Origin of the sequence: Streptomyces sp. SID14515 (genome assembly GCF_010548505.1) — a bacterium.
Taxonomy (GTDB): domain Bacteria; phylum Actinomycetota; class Actinomycetes; order Streptomycetales; family Streptomycetaceae; genus Streptomyces; species Streptomyces caviscabies.
In genome coordinates this window covers 61,222-79,398 of the sequence record NZ_JAAGMH010000112.1, presented here as the reverse complement: position 1 = coordinate 79,398, position 18,177 = coordinate 61,222, and the positions used below count along the sequence as shown (strand labels likewise).

At 71.2% G+C, this 18,177-nt stretch carries 13 protein-coding genes; 2 read left to right on the top strand and 11 right to left on the bottom strand.

Annotated elements, in window-relative coordinates; genetic code table 11:
- Window positions 1–130: 130 nt before the first annotated feature.
- From G3I54_RS26670 to G3I54_RS26650, 5 genes are all read right to left on the bottom strand, one after another.
- Window positions 131–841: a ribonuclease HII gene (locus G3I54_RS26670; RefSeq protein WP_164617896.1), complete on the bottom strand. Its 711-nt coding sequence runs from the start codon at window positions 839–841 to the stop codon at window positions 131–133.
- A gap of 267 nt (window positions 842–1,108) precedes the next feature.
- A complete protein-coding gene (locus tag G3I54_RS26665; RefSeq protein ID WP_164617893.1) occupies window positions 1,109–2,992 on the bottom strand; it encodes a DUF4173 domain-containing protein in 1,884 nt (627 codons plus the stop codon).
- A gap of 232 nt (window positions 2,993–3,224) precedes the next feature.
- A complete protein-coding gene (locus G3I54_RS26660) occupies window positions 3,225–4,133 on the bottom strand; it encodes an ADP-ribosylglycohydrolase family protein (protein WP_164617890.1) in 909 nt (302 codons plus the stop codon).
- A gap of 12 nt (window positions 4,134–4,145) precedes the next feature.
- The gene (locus tag G3I54_RS26655; protein WP_164617888.1) at window positions 4,146–4,805 is read right to left on the bottom strand and encodes a histidine phosphatase family protein; all 660 of its coding nucleotides are present in this window, start codon (window positions 4,803–4,805) and stop codon (window positions 4,146–4,148) included.
- Between the two features lie 98 nt (window positions 4,806–4,903).
- The gene (locus G3I54_RS26650; RefSeq protein WP_164617886.1) at window positions 4,904–5,509 is read right to left on the bottom strand and encodes a YdbC family protein; all 606 of its coding nucleotides are present in this window, start codon (window positions 5,507–5,509) and stop codon (window positions 4,904–4,906) included.
- A gap of 174 nt (window positions 5,510–5,683) precedes the next feature.
- Between G3I54_RS26650 and G3I54_RS26645 the strand changes: the two genes are divergently transcribed.
- Window positions 5,684–6,220: a TerD family protein gene (locus G3I54_RS26645; RefSeq protein ID WP_164617883.1), complete on the top strand. Its 537-nt coding sequence runs from the start codon at window positions 5,684–5,686 to the stop codon at window positions 6,218–6,220.
- A 110-nt stretch (window positions 6,221–6,330) separates the two neighbouring features.
- Here the strand turns inward: G3I54_RS26645 and G3I54_RS26640 are convergent, their stop codons facing one another.
- Together G3I54_RS26640 and nrdR are read right to left on the bottom strand one after the other, a co-directional pair.
- A complete protein-coding gene (locus G3I54_RS26640; protein ID WP_164617879.1) occupies window positions 6,331–9,228 on the bottom strand; it encodes a vitamin B12-dependent ribonucleotide reductase in 2,898 nt (965 codons plus the stop codon).
- A 175-nt stretch (window positions 9,229–9,403) separates the two neighbouring features.
- Window positions 9,404–9,916 carry a transcriptional regulator NrdR gene (nrdR, locus tag G3I54_RS26635; RefSeq protein WP_030577138.1) on the bottom strand — a complete coding sequence of 171 codons (513 nt, stop codon included), beginning with the start codon at window positions 9,914–9,916 and terminating at the stop codon, window positions 9,404–9,406.
- A 535-nt stretch (window positions 9,917–10,451) separates the two neighbouring features.
- Here nrdR and lexA point away from each other — a divergent pair.
- Entirely contained in the window at window positions 10,452–11,249 is a 798-nt protein-coding gene (lexA, locus tag G3I54_RS26630) for a transcriptional repressor LexA (RefSeq protein WP_010072358.1), read from the top strand.
- 110 nt (window positions 11,250–11,359) lie between these two features.
- On the opposite strand, the gene G3I54_RS26625 is transcribed toward lexA, so the two are convergent.
- From G3I54_RS26625 to G3I54_RS26610, 4 genes are all read right to left on the bottom strand, one after another.
- Window positions 11,360–13,330, bottom strand: coding sequence for an ATP-dependent DNA helicase (locus G3I54_RS26625; protein WP_164617877.1), 1,971 nt, complete (start codon window positions 13,328–13,330; stop codon window positions 11,360–11,362).
- Between the two features lie 38 nt (window positions 13,331–13,368).
- On the bottom strand, window positions 13,369–15,324 hold the full coding sequence (locus tag G3I54_RS26620) for an IucA/IucC family siderophore biosynthesis protein (protein ID WP_164617874.1): 1,956 nt from the start codon (window positions 15,322–15,324) through the stop codon (window positions 13,369–13,371).
- A 60-nt stretch (window positions 15,325–15,384) separates the two neighbouring features.
- On the bottom strand, window positions 15,385–16,152 hold the full coding sequence (locus G3I54_RS26615; RefSeq protein WP_164617871.1) for a GNAT family N-acetyltransferase: 768 nt from the start codon (window positions 16,150–16,152) through the stop codon (window positions 15,385–15,387).
- Between the two features lie 83 nt (window positions 16,153–16,235).
- A complete protein-coding gene (locus tag G3I54_RS26610) occupies window positions 16,236–18,152 on the bottom strand; it encodes an IucA/IucC family protein (protein ID WP_164617868.1) in 1,917 nt (638 codons plus the stop codon).
- Window positions 18,153–18,177: the final 25 nt, after the last annotated feature.

Here is an 18,177-nt window from a genome sequence, read left to right as displayed (position 1 = left end):
GGCGGCCGGAGTGACGCGGGGACCCTGGGCGCTCTCGGGAATCTGAGGCTCCTCGAAGATCAGAGGCATGAAGGTGGTCTGTGCGAACGCCGATGTCGTCGGCGTCGGTAAAAGGGGCGCGTGTGCGCGATCAGAATTCGAAGCCGAGCTGGCCCCCGCTTTCGAGTGCGGCCGCCTCGGCGGAAAAACGGACCTTCTTCAGGTGCTGCCACCGGGGCAGCGCGTCCAGATACGCCCAGGAGAGACGGTGATGGGCCGTGGGCCCCCGCTCCTCCAGCGCGGCCCGGTGCACCGGCGAGGGATACCCCGCGTTGGCGTCGAAGGCGAAGTCGGAGCAGTCGTCGGACGCGGCGCCCAGCTCGGCCATCATCCCGTCGCGGTGCACCTTGGCGATCACCGAGGCCGCCGCGACCGCGATGCAGGACTGGTCGCCCTTGATCACGGTGCGGACCTTCCAGGGAGCGCCCAGGTAGTCGTGCTTGCCGTCGAGGATCACCGCGTCGGGCCGTACCGGCAGCCCGTCCAGGGCCCGCACGGCGGCGAGCCGGAGGGCGGCGGTCATGCCGAGGTCGTCGATCTCCTGCGGCGAGGCGTCGCCCAGCGCGTAGGCGGTGACCCAGCTCCGCAGTACGGGAGCGAGTTCGGCACGTCGGCGGGGGGTCAACAGCTTGGAATCGGTGAGGCCTTCGGGCGGTCGGCGCAGTCCGGTGACCGCCGCGCACACGGTGACGGGTCCGGCCCACGCACCGCGTCCGACCTCATCGACACCGGCGACGGTCCTGGCACCGGTGGTAGCGCGAAGCGAGCGCTCGACGGTGTGCGTGGGTGGTTCGTACGGCATGGCGCCTGCCAGCGTACGCCGAGTGCCACGGCAGCAACACCCCGGGGCGCCGGGCATACCGCGAATCAGCCATCGGAGGCGGCTTCGAGGTCTCCCGGACCCGCTGAACCCGTGGGCTCAGCGGGTCCGTCGACCCATCGGCCTGTCGATTTGTCGCCCCGTCGGCGTGCCACCCGGTCGGCTCGTGGGCTCGCCGCCCCCGTCGGCTCGTCGGCTCGGGGGCTCGGGCGCCGTGCTCGGTGGGCCGTGCTCCGCGGGTCCTTCGGATCAGTACGGGTCGTAGCCGTCGTCGTCCGGCTCGTAGCCGTCGCGGGTTCCGCTTCGGCCCGCCTGGTAGCAGTCGCGGCCGTCGCCCTTCAGCGGTCGCTTCTCCAGGATCTCCTTGGCCCGCGCCTCGCCCCAGCTGGTCGCGTACCAGGGGGTGTCGGAGTACAGGACCTCGTTCTGGATGAGCCGCAGCGCGCAGGAGCGTTCCGGTTCGGGCAGTCGGTCCAGGGCGGGCACGGCGTCGGCGGAGAGGCCCTTGACGTAGTCGATGTCGATGGCGGTCGACGTGCTGTCCTCGAAGCGCTGGACGTTCTGCTCGGCGATCAGCCCGTCCGGCGAGAGCAGCCCGAAGGCCAGGACCCCGGCCGCCGCGCTCACCGCGACGGCCCGCGGCAGGAACCGGGCCCCGAAGACCCCGGCCGCCAGGATCAGGATCAGCACCACCCCGAGCCAGAGCTCCATCGCGGCCACGGATATCCGCAGCCTGGTCAGGCCGTACTCGTCGACGTACAGGTCCATGCGGCGCAGCGCGGAGGCGACGACGACGAGGGTCAGCACGCAGAGGGTGCCGAGGACGCCGCGCACCAGCGTCCGGTCCCGGCTGCCGCCGTGCGGCGCCCAGCGCAGGGCCAGGGCGATCACGAGGAGGGTGAGCAGGGTGGCCCACAACAGCTGCCAGAAGCCCTGGCGGGCGTACTCGGCGTGGTCGAGGCCGGTCTCCGCCCGCACCTTCTCGTAGCCCCCGAGGAGGACGACGAGTTGGAGGGTGATGAACGCCGCGAAGAGCAGGTTGAGCACCATCAGCGGAAGGGCCCACTCGGCCCGTCCCCGGGGTTTGCCGGGCCGTACGGTGAGCCCGTCCCAGCGCACCGGTGCGGCGGCGGCGTACGCGGCGGCGAGCGCGCCTGCCAGTCCGAGTGCGAACAGGAAGATCCGCCACGGTCCCTCGCCGATCGAGGCGTCGGGCATCAGGCTGCCCAGCAGATCGGCGAACGCGGCGTCCGCACTGGCGAAGAGGGTTCCGAACACCACCAGCAGCACGAGGGCCACCGCCGTGGTGCGCAGGGCGGCGCCCCAGCGCGCGCGGGAACCGTCGGCCCGCGCGCGGATCCCGCGTACGCCCCAGATGATGCCGGGCACGACCGAGTCGAACAGGCCCAGCGAGCCGACCAGCACGCCCAGCCAGCTGCGGCTGCCGTGCAGCGCCAGCGAGCCGAGCGCGAAGGCCGACACCACGGCGAGGAAGGTGGGCCAGCCCGCGTCCCGGAGCGCCGGTATCGCGAGCAGCGCGAGCCCGCCCAGCGCCCAGGTAGCCGTCCAGGGCCGCAGCCTGCGGCCTGCCGCCCGCGCGGCGAAGAACGCGGCCAGTGCGGCGGGCACCGCCACGATGAGGAGGTTCGCCCCGATTCCGTCGCCCAGGAAGAGCGCGCTCAGGACCGCGGTGGCCAGGACCGACCAGAGCACGGCGGGGCGGATGAGGGGCGGAGCGGCGGGCCGGAGCCGGGCCGTCACACCGTCGTCCTTGGCGCCGGGCGCTCCCGGGGCGTACTGCCAGGGGCTGCCCGGCTGACCGGCGCCGTCAGCAGCCCGCGCACCGGCGGCCTGCGCGCGGGCCGGCTGCGCACCGGCGGCCTGCGTTCCCACCGTCTCCGCGCCGGACGACTGCGTTCCCGACGCCCGCGCGCCGGACGGCTGCGTGCCTGACGGCCGGGCCTCGGACGGCTGCGGCTTGTCCGCGGCCGGTGCGTCAGCGGTCTCGGAAGCCTCGGCGGACTGCGAGGCCACCGGCGGCTCCGACCGCTTCGGCGGCTCCGGTGGCCGGGGCGTACCGGTTTCCTCGGACTTCTCCGGCGGTCTGGACGGCTCGGACGGCTGATCGGACATGGGACCCCTCCCCGACCGGGTCCACGCGCGGCCCGGGGCCGTCCGCCTGTCCCGGCGTCTCATTCGGCGCACGCCCTCAAGATCAACCAGGGGCGGCGTGGCCGAAAGAGTAATCCCGAACTCGCGTTCGTAGACGCTTCACCGACACGCCAAGTGATCCTGTGGCAGGACCGTGACAGATGACGGCGGGAACGGTGTCAGCGCGGGACCGGGATCGGCGCGGCGACCGGGATCAGCGCAGGGACGGGGTCAGCCACGCCGGTGGTTCCTCCGTCTGTGCCAGCCAGTCGGCAGGCGGCGCTCCGGCCTCGCCCGAGGCGACGACACCGCCGACGATGGCGCACGTCGTGTCGACGTCACCGCCCGCCTGGGCCGTGACCCAGAACGCCTCCTCGTAGTCCCCGAGGCTCCGGGCGGCCGACCAGAGCGCGAACGGCACGGTGTCGTGGGCGCTGGTCCGGCGGCCGTTGCCGAGGACCGCGGCGACCGTTCCGGCGTCCCGGTAGTCCAGCATGTCGCGGGCCCGGCGCAGCCCCGCGCCGACGGCGCTGCGCGGCACGAGCGCGATCACGCCGTCGAGGAGGTCCTCGGGGCTCGGCGGACCGCCGGGAGCGGCGGCGAGCGACGCCGCGGCGGCGACGGCCATCGCGCCGACGACGGCCTCGCGGTGCTGGTGCGTGGTGTACGAGGAGATCTCCGCCTGGTGCGTGGCCTGCTCAGGATCGTCCGCGTACCAGGCGCCGAGCGGGGCGATGCGCATCGCCGAGCCGTTGCCCCAGGAGCCCTGGCCGTTGAAGAGCGCCGAGGACAGTTCCCGCCAGTCGCCGCCCTCCCGTACGAGCCTCAGGAGCCGGTTGACGGCGGGGCCGTAGCCCCGGTCGAAGTCGTGGTGCTCGGCGAAGGAGCGGGCGAGCGCGTCCTGGTCGATGCGGCCGTGCTCGGCGAGCACGGCCAGGACCGAGCAGGCCATCTCGGTGTCGTCGGTCCACTGCCAGGGCCCGGGTGGCAGGGCCCGCTGTTTCAGCAGGGGGTAGTTGACGGGGACGAAGAACTGGGAGCCCAGGGCGTCTCCCAAGGACAGCCCACGCAGGCTGGCCAGGGCGCGTTCGAAGCGCCGCGCGGAAGCAGAATCAGCGGTCATCGCCCTGCCACTCTAGCCGGTGCGGCCGTACGGCTCAGGGGTCCGCCAGCTCTGAAAGGGCCGGTCGAGCGTGTAGCGGCCGTTCTCGCCGAGCAGCAGGGTCCGCGTCTCGCCGTTGCCCGGGTTGGACAGCGACTCGAACTCCGCGACCGACCAGTGGAACCAGCGCATGCAGAACAGCCGCATCGTCAGTCCGTGGGTGACCAGCAGGACGTTCTCCGGGTGGTCCGGCTCCTCGAAGCTGCGGTGCAGGCTCTCCAGGAACGCCCCGACCCGGTCGTAGACGTCGGCGCCGGACTCGCCCTGGGCGAAACGGTAGAAGAAGTGCCCGTAGGCGTCCCGGTAGGCCTTCTGCAGCCGTACGTCGTCCCGGTCCTGCCAGTTGCCCCAGTCCTGCTCGCGCAGCCGGGGCTCCTCGCGGACCCGCACGCGCGCCGGGTCCAGGTCGAAGGACCGGAACGTCTCGTGGGTGCGGCGGTAGGGCGAGATGTAGACGCTCACCCGCTCCTCGCCGAACATCTCACGCAGCTCCTCCCCGGTCTCCCGGGCCTGCCGCAGACCTGTTTCGGTGAGCCGGAGCGCGTGGTCGGGCTCCCGCTCGTACACCGTGTCGTCGGCGTTGCCCTCGGACTCACCGTGCCGGACGAGGACTATGCGCTGCGGTCGTGCCATGTCCCGAGCCTAGATCGGATCGGGGCGGCACGACCGGTCGGGGCGGCAGGATGGGGCCGCGCGGGTCACCAGGTCCAGGAGGGCCCGGGCCGCCCGGGTCACACCGTCCAGGACGGTTCCAGCTCCACGACGTCGCCCGTCAGCTCGATCACGTCCGTCTCGGTCTCCGCGCGGGCCGCCAGCCGCTCGGCCCCCGCCGCGCGGTACTTGCCGCGTTCGGCGCTCGACTTCCACAGGGACAGCGCCAGGAACTCGTTGCCGGGCGCCTCTCCGAACACACCGCGCAGCATGCCGGGCGATCCGGCCATGGCGGGATTCCACACCTGCTTCTGCATCAGGACGAAGTGCTCGGCGCGCTCCTCGTGCACCCGGCTGTGCGCGACCCTGACGACGTCCGCCTCCGCGAAGTGGGGCTCGAAGCCCGTCTTCACGTCGAAGCGGCGCTCGAAGAGGGTGACCTGCATATCGCGGAACATGCCCGACTGCCCGGCTGCCAGCCGGTCGTGCCCGCGGGCCATGAAGGAGTCGTAGAAGACGCGGTTCTCCCAGAAGGCGAAGACATGGGCGACGTCGGGGCGCGTTCGGCTCCACCCGCCGCTCTGCCCTCTGAACCCCGGCTCGCCGAGCAGCCCCGCCCACTTCCGCTGTCCCCGTTCGAAACCATGACGGTCCACCACGGAACAGCGAATCCACTTCACCAGCACCGCGCCATCGTACGGCGCGGAACGTGGCGCCGGTCACGGTACCGGTGGGTGGCCCGAATCCGCCGTCCGGTTCCGGGACAGTTGGTTCAGCCCGGCGGTTCCGTACATGATCGGGTCAATCGTGTATCGGGTGATGAGAACGGTCCGTGGGCCGTCGGCCGGGAGGGAAGCCCCTTGAGCACTCCGAACAAGGACATCGAAAAGATCGAAGTGCGGGTCAAATGGAACCCCAGTCCGCTCGGGGCGGCGGCCAACGACCTCGACATCATCGCGGCCACCTACCCGGTCGACGACCCGTACGGCGCACCCGCGTACCTGGTGCACTTCGACAGCCGCTCACCGGACGGCACCATCACGCTGAACCGCGACAGCCGCACCGGCCAGGGGTTCGGCTTCGACGAGATCATGACCATCGAGCTGAACCGGCTGGCGGACCGGTACGGGCGGGTGGTGGTCGGTGTCGCCATCCAGCAGCGCGACGGCCACAAGACCTTCGGCGCCATAGGAAGCACGGCGATGGAGATCGGCGAGGGCTACACGGTCCTGGCCGAGACCGACTTCTCCGGCGTGGCGTGGGCGACCGCGGCGGTGATCGGGGAGTTCGTCCGCGAGGACGCCGGGCCCTGGGTGTTCCGGTCGGCGGTGCGCGGGTTCGACGGCGATCCCGACGGGTTCATCGCGGTGATGGGAAGCCGGGCCGGCGAGGGCTGACAACGGTCAGTTCCGGACAACCCGGGGGCATGCCGAAGGGGGACCGGCCAGTGGCCGGTCCCCCTTCGTGAGCCGCGGGTCAGCTAAGCCCTACGCGGCCCCGCACGACCTCAGCTGCAGCCGCTCGTCGAGCCGCAGCCCTCGCAGATGTAGCAGGAGCCGGCGCGCTGCATCTTCGTACCGCAGGAGAAGCAGAGCGGGGCGTCGGCGCTGATGCCGAGCTGCATCTCGACCAGTTCGGCCGAGGTGTGCGCCGTCTTCGGCGCGGGCTTCGCGGCGGACTCCTGGGGAGCCGCCACCACCTTCAGGGGCTCGGCGTGGGCCGGGGCCGACTGGGCCAGGCTGTCCGCGTCCAGACCGTCCGCCTCGAACGACGGCTCGTAACTGCCGGTGTCCAGGTGGCGCTGACGCTCCTCGGCGGAGTGGATGCCGAGGGCCGAGCGGGTCTCGAAGGGCAGGAAGTCGAGCGCCAGGCGACGGAAGATGTAGTCGACGATCGACTGCGCCATCCGCACGTCCGGGTCGTCCGTCATGCCGGCCGGCTCGAAGCGCATGTTGGTGAACTTCGAGACGTACGTCTCCAGCGGGACGCCGTACTGCAGACCGACCGAGACGGCGATGGAGAAGGCGTCCATCATGCCCGCGAGGGTCGAGCCCTGCTTGGACATCTTCAGGAAGACCTCGCCGAGACCGTCGTCCGGGTAGGAGTTGGCGGTCATGTAGCCCTCGGCGCCGCCCACCGTGAAGGAGGTGGTGATGCCGGGACGGCCCTTGGGGAGGCGCTTGCGGACCGGGCGGTACTCGACGACCTTCTCGACCGCCGTACGGATGGTCTCCTCGGCCTTCGCGGTGACCTCTTCCTTCTCCTTGTCCTTGGTCTTGGCGGAGAGGGGCTGGCCGACCTTGCAGTTGTCGCGGTAGATCGCGAGCGCCTTGACGCCCATCTTCCACGCCTCGAAGTAGACCTCTTCGACGTCCTCGACGGTGGCCGTCTCGGGGAGGTTGACCGTCTTGGAGAGCGCGCCGGAGATCCACGGCTGGATGGCCGCCATCATCCGGACGTGGCCCATCGCGGAGATGGAACGCTCGCCCATGGCGCAGTCGAAGACGCTGTAGTGCTCGGTCTTCAGGCCGGGGGCGTCGACCACGTTGCCGTTCTCGGCGATGTGGGCGACGATCGCCTCGATCTGCTCCGGCTGGTAGCCGAGACGGCGCAGCGCCTGCGGCACCGTGCCGTTGACGATCTGCATCGAGCCGCCGCCGACCAGCTTCTTGAACTTGACCAGGGCGAGGTCGGGCTCCAGACCGGTGGTGTCGCAGGACATCGCGAGACCGATGGTGCCGGTGGGCGCGATGACCGAGGCCTGCGCGTTACGGAAACCGTTCTTCGCGCCGAGCCGGATCACGTCCTGCCAGGCCTCCGTCGCGGCGGCCCAGACCGGCGAGTCGAGGTCGTCGACGTGGACGGCCTTGGCGTTGGCGTCGGAGTGCTGCTTCATGACGCGCTGGTGCGGCTGGGCGTTGCGGGCGTAGCCGTCGTACGGGCCGACGACCGCGGCCAGTTCGGCGGAGCGGCGGTAGGAGGTGCCGGTCATCAGCGAGGTGATGGCGCCGGCCAGGGCGCGGCCGCCGTCGCTGTCGTACGCGTGACCGGTCGCCATCAGCAGGGCGCCGAGGTTGGCGTAGCCGATGCCCAGCTGACGGTAGGCGCGGGTGTTCTCGCCGATCTTCTGCGTGGGGAAGTCCGCGAAGCAGATCGAGATGTCCATCGCGGTGATGACCAGCTCGACGACCTTGGCGAAGCGCTCGGACTCGAAGGACTGGTTGCCCAGGCCGTCGTCCTTGAGGAACTTCATCAGGTTCAGCGAGGCGAGGTTGCACGAGGTGTTGTCCAGGTGCATGTACTCGCTGCACGGGTTCGAGCCGTTGATCCGGCCGGACTCCGGGCAGGTGTGCCAGGCGTTGATGGTGTCGTCGTACTGGATGCCCGGGTCGGCGCACGCCCAGGCGGCCTCGGCCATCTTGCGGAAGAGGGACTTGGCCTCGACCTCTTCGATGACGTCACCGGTCATCCGGGCGCGCAGCCCGAACTTGCCGCCCGTCTCGACGGCCTTCATGAACTCGTCGTTCACGCGGACCGAGTTGTTGGCGTTCTGGTACTGGACGGACGTGATGTCGTCGCCGCCCAGGTCCATGTCGAAGCCCGCGTCGCGCAGGGCGCGGATCTTCTCCTCCTCCTTGACCTTGGTCTCGATGAAGTTCTCGATGTCGGGGTGGTCGACGTCGAGAATGACCATCTTGGCCGCGCGGCGGGTGGCGCCGCCCGACTTGATCGTTCCGGCGGACGCGTCGGCGCCGCGCATGAACGAGACCGGTCCCGAGGCGTTGCCGCCGGAGGAGAGGAGCTCCTTGGAGGAGCGGATACGGGAGAGGTTCAGGCCGGCTCCGGAGCCGCCCTTGAAGATCATGCCCTCTTCCTTGTACCAGTCGAGGATCGACTCCATGGAGTCGTCGACGGCCAGGATGAAGCAGGCGGAGACCTGCTGCGGCTGGGGCGTGCCGACGTTGAACCAGACCGGGGAGTTGAAGCTGAAGACCTGGTGCAGGAGGGCGTAGGCCAGCTCGTGCTCGAAGATCTCGGCGTCCGCGGGAGAGGCGAAGTAGTTGTTCTCCTCACCGGCCTTGCGGTACGTCTTCACGATCCGGTCGATCAGCTGCTTGAGACCGGTCTCGCGCTGCGGCGTGCCGACAGCTCCGCGGAAGTACTTGCTGGTGACGATGTTGACCGCGTTCACCGACCAGAAGTCGGGGAACTCGACGCCACGCTGCTCGAAGTTGATCGAGCCGTCGCGCCAATTGGTCATGACGACGTCCCGGCGCTCCCACGCCACCTCGTCGTACGGGTGCACGCCGGGGTTGGTGTGGATGCGCTCGATACGCAGACCCTTGCTCGCCTTGGCGCCCTTGGTACGGGAACCTCGTGCCGGGCCGCTCGCCGTCTCTGTCATGCCGCCTCCCATATGTGGGCGAAAACGCCCTGAAGTGCCCAGATCTTCCCAGGCACAATGTGTGTCCGATGCTCCGGAAGCCGCACTCGGCAGCCGGAAGCACATCTCATGTCGCCCTGCCGCCGGTCCGCAGAGTCACGTCTGCGGGCACGGGCGTCCCGGGCGGGTACCGCTCTCAGTCGGCGGCAATGGCGGGCGCGGGGACCTCAAGGGTCTCGCCGCTCCCGCAGTCCTCTGCGGAAGGCCGCTGCGCACGCAGTTCCACGATGGCGGCCTCGAAGTCTTCCAGGGAATCGAACGCCCGGTACACGGACGCGAAACGCAGGTACGCGACGAGGTCGAGTTCCTGCAGGGGGCCGAGGATGGCCAGTCCCACGTCGTGGGTGGTCAGCTCGGCGCTGCCGGTGGCGCGCACCGCCTCCTCGACCCGCTGGCCGAGCTTGGCGAGGGCGTCCTCCGTGACGGGTCGCCCCTGGCATGCCTTGCGGACGCCGGAGATGACCTTGGTGCGGCTGAAGGGTTCGGTCACGCCGCTGCGCTTGACCACCATCAGCGAGCAGGTCTCCACCGTGGTGAAACGGCGGGAACAGTCGGGGCACTGCCGGCGGCGACGGATCGACGTCCCGTCGTCGGTGGTGCGACTGTCGACGACCCTGCTGTCGGGGTGCCTGCAGAAGGGGCAGTGCATGGCTCCCAACCCTCCTTCACACGCACGACTGAATAGCCTCTTCAGGGCCCTTGTCGGGCCCCTGGAAGCAGTCCCCAGCATAGGCGATGACCACGGCGCGGTTGAACCGAGACCACAACTTCTGGGTGACTGGAGCAATCCAACCACTAGATCTAGGGTTGAGTCGCGTTTTCGGCCCTATCGCGTGTCGCGCGCCGGACCTCGCTCGGAGGCCGCTCGGGGGGAGCGTGAGCCAGAGAAGAGGGTACGGGAAACGCGGGGCCGCCGAGCCGCCGGGGCTCCGACGCACAGGTCCGGATGAAAGACTTGGGCCGGGAGCGCGACAGCGCCTGTGCGGAGGGTGCCCGCGACCTTCACACGGGCCGCGCGTCGCCCCCCGCGGGGACTGCGCGCGGTCGCCGAACCGCCGCTCATACACCTGTCGGTAGCACGGCGGCACCCCTTTATTCGTTTTTCACTCGAACGTGTGTTTGGCGCAACCTTTCGAAAGCTACTACCGTTGTCCAGCTAGGGAGAACATTCGAGAGGGGCCGACGTGACCACCACCGCAGACAGTGCCACCATCACCGCCCGGGACCACCGCTCCCAGAGCCGACTTGAGCCGGTGCATGCCATGAATGACTCAGTCACGAACACGGACGGGCCCGAGCCCGCACGCCCGGGACGCTCCATGCCCGGCAGGCCTCCCGGTATCCGGGCGGACAGCTCGGGGCTCACCGACCGGCAACGGCGGGTCATCGAAGTCATCCGCGACTCCGTGCAGCGGCGTGGATACCCGCCCTCCATGCGGGAGATCGGTCAGGCGGTGGGCCTGTCCAGCACCTCGTCCGTCGCCCATCAGCTGATGGCCCTGGAGCGCAAGGGATTCCTGCGCCGGGACCCGCACCGGCCCCGCGCCTACGAGGTGCGCGGCTCCGACCAGCCCAGCACCCAGCCGACCGACACGACGGGCAAGCCCGCCGCGTCCTATGTGCCGCTGGTGGGGCGGATCGCCGCCGGTGGCCCGATCCTCGCGGAGGAGTCCGTCGAGGACGTCTTCCCGCTCCCCCGCCAGCTCGTCGGCGACGGTGAGCTGTTCGTCCTGAAGGTCGTCGGCGACTCGATGATCGAAGCCGCGATCTGCGACGGCGACTGGGTCACCGTCCGCCGCCAGCCCGTCGCGGAGAACGGTGACATCGTCGCCGCCATGCTCGACGGCGAGGCGACGGTCAAGCGCTTCCGCCGGGAGGACGGTCACGTATGGCTGCTCCCTCACAACGCCGCGTACCAGCCGATCCCCGGCGACGAGGCGACCATCCTGGGCAAGGTGGTGGCGGTGCTGCGCCGGGTCTGAGGAAACGGAAGCGTCGGTCACGGCCTGTTCGCCCCGGGATCTCTGCCTAGGACGTCGATCATGACGTCGGTCCCGGGGCTTTGCCTTGCCCCGGGACCGCCCCTCCCGTCCTATGCCTTGTCCGCCTTGGCCTTGGCGTCGATGGCGGCCAGTGAGCGGCGCGCCTGGTTCCGGTCTGTGGTGTACCAGAAGTCCGGCAGCGAGGCGCGCAGATAGCTTCCGTACCGCGCGTTGGCCAGCCTCGGGTCCAGCACGGCGACGACACCCTTGTCGCCGGTGGCCCGGACCAGCCGGCCCGCGCCCTGGGCCATCAGCAGGGCGGCATGCGTCGCCGCCACCGCCATGAAGCCGTTGCCGCCCGCCTCCTCGACCGCCTTCTGCCGAGCGCTCATCAGCGGATCGTCCGGCCGGGGGAACGGGATCCGGTCCATCACCACCAGCTGACAGCTCGGCCCCGGGACATCGACGCCCTGCCAGAGCGACAGGGTGCCGAAGAGGCAGGTCTCCGGGTCGGCCGCGAAGTTCTTGATCAGCTCGCCGAGCGTCTCCTCGCCCTGGAGCAGGATCGGCCGGTCCATGCGGCCGCGCAGCTCCTCGGCGGCCGCCTTGGCCCCGCGCATCGAGGAGAACAGCCCAAGCGTGCGGCCGCCGGCCGCCTCCACCAGCTCGGCGAGCTCGTCCAGCATGTCCGTACGCGATCCCTCGCGCCCCGGGGTGTTCAGATGCCGGGCGACATAGAGGATGCCCTGCTTCGGATAGTCGAACGGGGATCCGACGTCCAGCCCCTTCCACTGCGGGACGTCCTCGCCCGCCGTGCCCTCGGGGGCCAGCCCGAGGGACGCGCCCACGCCGTTGAAGTCCCCGCCGAGCTTGAGGGTGGCCGAGGTCAGCACCACGGACCGCTCGGCGAAGAGCTTCTCGCGCAGCAGCCCGGAGACGGAGAGCGGGGCGACCCGGACGGAGGCTCCGAACCGGTCGTGCTGCTCGTACCAGACGACGTCGTACTCGGAACCCTGGGTGATGCGCTCGGCGACACCGTGGATCGACTCGACCGAGGCCAGGGCCTGCTTGCGTACGGCGTTCTCGTCCTCGACGGACTTGTCCCGGGTGGCGCCGATCGCGGAGATCACCGTGCGCGCCGCGTCGCGCAGCGCCATCAGTGCGTACCCGAGGTCCTCGGGCACCTCTTCGAGACGGCCCGGGAGCGCCAGCTCCATGACCCGCTCGAAGCCCTCCGCCGCGGTCTGGAGGGCGTCGGCGGCCTTCTCGTTTACCAGCTTCGCCGCCCGCCGGACCGCGCGGTTGACCTGGGCCGGGGTGAGCTCGCCGGTGGCGACGCCGGTGACCCGCGAGACCAGCTCATGGGCCTCGTCGACGATCAGCACCTCGTGCGAGGGCAGCACCGGCGCGCCCTCGATGGCGTCGATCGCGAGCAGCGCGTGGTTGGTGACGACCACGTCCGCGAGCTTCGCGCGCTCACGGGCCGCCTCGGCGAAGCACTCCGCGCCATACGCGCACTTCGTCGCGCCCAGGCACTCGCGCGAGGAGACCGAGATCTGCGCCCAGGCCCGGTCCGAGACGCCAGGGGCCAGATCGTCCCGGTCGCCCGTCTCCGTCTCGTCCGACCAGTCCCGCAGCCGCAGCAGGTCCTGCCCCAGCTTGCTGGACGGGGCCGCCGCCTCGAACTGGTCGAAGAGCCCCTCCTCCTCGTCCTGCGGAACCCCTTCGTGGAGCCGGTGCAGACAGAGGTAGTTCGACCGGCCCTTGAGCATGGCGAACTGCGGACGCCGGCGCAGCAGCGGATGCAGCGAGTCGACCGTACGCGGAAGATCACGCTCCACGAGCTGGCGCTGGAGGGCGAGGGTGGCCGTGGCCACGACGACCCGCTCCCCGTGCGCCAGGGCCGGCACCAGATAGCCGAGCGACTTGCCCGTACCGGTGCCGGCCTGGACGAGCAGGTGGGATTGGTCGTCGACGGCCTCGGCGACGGCCTCGGCCATGGTGACCTGGCCGGGCCTTTCCGTACCGCCGACGGCGGTGACGGCGGCGTGCAGGAGCTCGGGGAGGGATGGCTTCGTCATAGCCCGACCACCCTACGGCGCACCACTGACAACGGCGCTCACTCCCGGACGCGGGCGGAGGGGTGCAACGGGTTGGGGACCGTGCCGTGGATCGCCGCGTGCGGGCGGCTGGCCCGGTCCCGGTAGCCGTCGACATGCAGACGGTTGCGGTTCAGACAGAGGCGTTCGATCTCCGGAGTGAGCATGTCGAACAGCTCGAACCGCTCCTTCAGTTCCGGGAAGCGCGCGTGGTGGCGCACGATCTCCGCCCGGACGAGTGACCAGAAGGTGTCCTCGGAGACGCCGAGCTGCTCCTCGCACAGCGGGGACAGATAGCGGAAGACGCCCACGAAGAGTCCGGAGTGGATGAACTGGGTGAGGAAGGACGGCTCCTCGGTGAGGAGGACGGCCCGCACCTCCTCGGGCATCGTGTCGTGCTCCGGCAGCGGACGGGCGCTGACGTTGACGTCGTCGACGAAGTCCTTGATCGCGAGCCGTACGGGCACGTCGTTCTCGTCGAACACGACGATGGCGTTCTCGCCGTGCGGGGAGAAGACGGTGCCGTAGCGGTAGAGGAAGTGCAGCAGGGGTGGCAGCAGGGCGGCGAAGAGCCGCTTGAGCCAGGCGTCCGGGGAGAGTCCGGAGCGCTCGACCAGCTCGGCGGTGAACGCGCGGCCCGCCGGGTCCGTATGAAGGAGCGAGGCGAGCGTGCGGGCGCGTTCGCCCGGGGCGAGGCGGGGCGGCAGGGGCTCCCGCCAGATCGCGCCGAGAAGTTCCTTGTACTGGTAGGGCGCTTCGGGGAGGTGGTCGTACAGCGGATGTTCGACGGCGACGGAGGCGACCTCGCCGAGGAGGACGACCCGGCAGGTGTCGCGCAGGAACGGGTCGTCCTCGCACAGCCCCTGGACCCAGGCGGTGACCGCGGGGGCGGCGAGGGTCCGCTCGGTCGGCAGGCCGCGCCAGACCAGGGTGTTGAGGATGGAGAGCGGGAGCTTCACGGTGTGCCGCTCGGGCCGTTCCACGTTGGCGAAGGTGCGGATGGACTGCTGCGGGAGGCGGGCGTCGCCGTCGGTGTGCAGGGCCACGATGTCGCCGTCGGCGATGGCCGGGGCGAAGAGCGGCACGACCCACTCGTCCCACTGCCAGGGGTGCACGGGGAGGTAGAGATAGTCCCGCGGGTCGTGTCCCCGGCTCCGCAGCTCTTCGGCGAAGGCGTCCTGGACGTCCTGGTCGAGCTCACCGGCGTACAGCCGGTCGGGGGCGGTGAGGCGGCCCACGCCCCGGTACTGCGCGATGCGGGTGCTGACCGCGATCCACGGCAGCCGGAGCGGGCTGCGGGTCTCGGGGGTGAAGCGGGCGGCGTCGGCGGCGGAGAAGCCGAGCCGGCCCTTGCTCGCCACCAGCCAGGGGTGGCCGGTCTGGTGGCCTTCCAGCTCCGCGTAGTCCAGGGCGGCGAGCCGGTCCGCGGTGAGCGCGGTGTGGTCGAGCCGGGCGTCGGCGGCCAGGGTCCGGGTCAGCTCGCGGATGAGGTGGCCGAGCGTCGTGCCGTCGAGTCCGAGGAGGCTCCGGGCCCGGGTGAGGAACGTCAGCGGGTCGCGGAACGGCCGGGGTCCGGTGACGGTGGCGGAGCCGTTGGACGCTGCGTCGACGGATCCGGTGGTGGCCGGTGAGCCGTTGGACTGCGCGTCGGTGGTCGAGGCGGCCGGGGTGCCGTTGGCGTGGGCGGCCGGGGGCTGCGCGGTGATCTCGATCGAGTCGGGGTCGACGCGCCAGCTGCCGTAGACGCCGCGCCGGGCGGTGAAGGCGAGCACTCCCCCGTCGTCGAGGGTCAGCCGGTGGAATCCGTCGGCCCCGGGCCCCGGGACCGGCTCGATGATCTTCTCGTAGGCGAACTCGCCGAGCATCTTGGCGAGGAGCCGTGCTGCGGCCCGGTCCCAGATCTGCCGGTTCAGCTCCGGAGGGCTGAACAGCTGCGGGGACTCGGCTGAATCACGGCTCGCGGGATATGTCGGCACGGGGACTCCTCCGGATGGAACCTATGAGGTTCGAGCGGTGTGGAAAGTGCGGCGAGTAAGTCACAGCTGGGCTCGGTACGTTCGGTCGCGGATCATCAGCGCGGCGCGTTTGTCGGGGAGATCCACTTCGGCGGAGAAGCGGAAACCGGCGCTGAGGAACGCGGATACGGATGGGGTGTTGCGCAGGTCCGGCTCGGCGACGACCCGCCCGCACCGCGGAAGGTTGTCCAGGACGAGGTCGGCGACGGCGCGGAGCAGGGTGGTTCCCACGCCCCGGCCACGGTTGTTCACGCCCCCGATGAGGAGGTGGATACCGGTGTCGTGCGGGCGGGCCGGGTAGTGGCGGGCCAGGGGGTCGAGGTCGGCGCGGTAGATCTCCCAGTAGCTCATGGGCGTGCCGTCGAGCACACCGAGGCAGGGGATGCTGCGTCCGTCCCCTTCGAGCTGGGGCCTGAGGTGGTCGGCGGTGACGGACTCCGGTCCGGCGAGCTCCCAGAAGGCCGCCACGGCGGGGTCGTTCATCCAGCGGCTGAGGACGGGGAGATCGCGCTCCGGCCGGACGGGCAGGAGCGCGAACTCTCCCGCCGGCGTGGTCGCGGGCGGCCAGGCCCCCGGGTCGCCCAGCAGCTCCTGGGGCACCCGGTCCCGGGCCCGGTCCGCGCCGGTGTTCCGCTCCTCGGCGATCAGGGCGAGGAGTTCCTCGGTGAGCTTCAGGTCGAGGGTGTCCTCGGCGGCGTTGCGCTCGCCCGCGCCGCTGCCGGACCGTTCGGCGGAGCCGTGGTCGGCCGGTGCGGCGCCGGGTTCCGCTGAGGCGTCGGCGGGAGGCACGGTGGCGCTCTCCTCTCTGGACCGGGTGCGGTCGGTGGGCTGCTCCGGAACGGGTGCGCTCGGAGTCTGCCTGGTGCGGGTGCTCAGCTGTGCAGCGGGTTGGCGATCGTGACGTAGACGGACTGGGTGTCGACCGGTCCGACCAGCTCGTCGAGGCCGTGCAGCCGGGTCAGCAGGTTGGCCTTGCAGCGCAGTTGGCGGTTCTGAAGGAGATACGCGGGCAGTGGCGAGCCCAGTTCCGCGGTCTCGGTGAGGAATTGGCGCAGGACGGTGAGGAGTTCCTGTTCGTCGGCCAGGCGCTGGGCCCCGAACGCCCCGATCAGACCGAGGACGTTGTTGATGCCGAGGTAGTAGGCGAACCGCTCGTCGGTGACCGGGTCGGAGACGAAGGTGTCGCTGACGGCTCCGATGCCGGGAAGCCGCTGTTCCAGCTCGGCACGGCGGGAGTCGCGGAAGTAGTAGCCCTGGTTGTCCCGGTAGCGGCCGCCGACGGGCCAGCCGTCCGGGTCGAGCAGGACGAGGGTGTTCTGCTGGTGGGCTTCGAGCGCGACTCCGCCGTGGGCGTCGAGCCAGAGCACGGGGCGCACGACGTGGTGCAGATAGCGCCGGAACCACTCGGCGGAGACGCCGGTGGTGGAGCGGCCGGTGCGGGCGGCCAGCCGGGAGACGACCTCGGCGAGCCGGGAGCGCATGCCGGTCCGGCCGGGCCGGGGGCGCTCGGCGGTGAGCCCCGCGATGCAGGCGGCGTCGTCACCCGGGCCGAAGGGGTTGTGACGGAGCATCACGTCGAGCCCGGTGACGGGTGCGCCCTCGGGGTCGTCGACGGCGAGCCAGGCGGGGTCCCGGACGATGTCGAAGCCGGGGTGCTCCCGCTGCCAGCGTTCGGCGAGTCCGGTCGACAGGAGGCGGTGGACCTCGACGCCCCGGTGCAGCTCCTTGCGGAGGTTCTCCCGGCGGGAGTTGGTGATGCGTACGCCGAGGGAGAGCTTGAGCATCACCCGCGCCCCGGGCCGGTGCACGGTGCGGATGGAGGAGGTGGGGTGCCAGTGCTCGCCGTGCGGGCCGAGGTCGTGCAGCAGGCCGGTGGCGGCGAGGGCTTGGACCTGGGGGCGGTGGAGCAGGTCGGCGGCCTGCCAGGGGTGTACGGGGACGGCGACGGTGCCCGGAGGCAGGGTCAGCCCTTCGGCGTGCGGGGCGAGCAGTTCCTCGGCGCTGGCCGGACCGCCCTCGGTCCAGGCGGAGTCGGTGGCGATCAGCGACCGGTCGACGGCGAACCAGTGGAGCGGGAAGGAGCCGTGGAGCTCGGGCGAATAGCGGCGGGACTCCGATTCGGAGAGGCCTTCGCGGCTCTTGGGCGTGGGGTGGAGGGGGTGGCCGAGCAGCAGGGACTGTTCGGCGGTGAGGAAGAGGTCGGCCTCGACGGGGTCCGCCGGGCTGCGCCGGCGCTGCTCGATGAAGCCGGCGGTGTGGCGTACGGAGTCGGCGACCCGGCCGACCAGATCGCCCGCGCCGCTCTCGCCGCCCTCGCGGCCGATGAGGACGGCGACGGTGGCGGCGTCGGCGGGCGGGGCGTCGGCGGGGGCGTTCTCCAGGACGGGTGCGCCGAAGCGGTGGGCTCCGGTGGCGGACCAGTAGCGCACGGGGACGAGGAGGGCGGTGCCGCTGGCGGGGAAGGCGATGCGCAGCGTGTCGCCTTCGGGGCGGGGCAGGTCGGTCTCCCGGGTCCAGCAGCGCAGCAGGTTCTCCGTGCCCGCCGCGTCGGCGGCCCGCAGCGGGTCCGGGTCGTCGAGCGCGTCGGGCTCCCGGTCCTGGTCCCGGCCCTCCGGTGCGTCGGGGCCCGAACCCGGCTCGTACGAGGGGAGGTTCGGGTCGCCGTGGTGGGCGGTTTTCTGGCGGGGCACCGTCGTCGCCTCGACCGTGCCGGGGGCGGCCGGTCCGTCCTGCCCTCGGTGCTGGGGGGTACCGGGGCCGTCGGCCTCGGACGCGGGGGTGGGGTTCACGGCGTTCTTCCTTGTGGGGATTCCG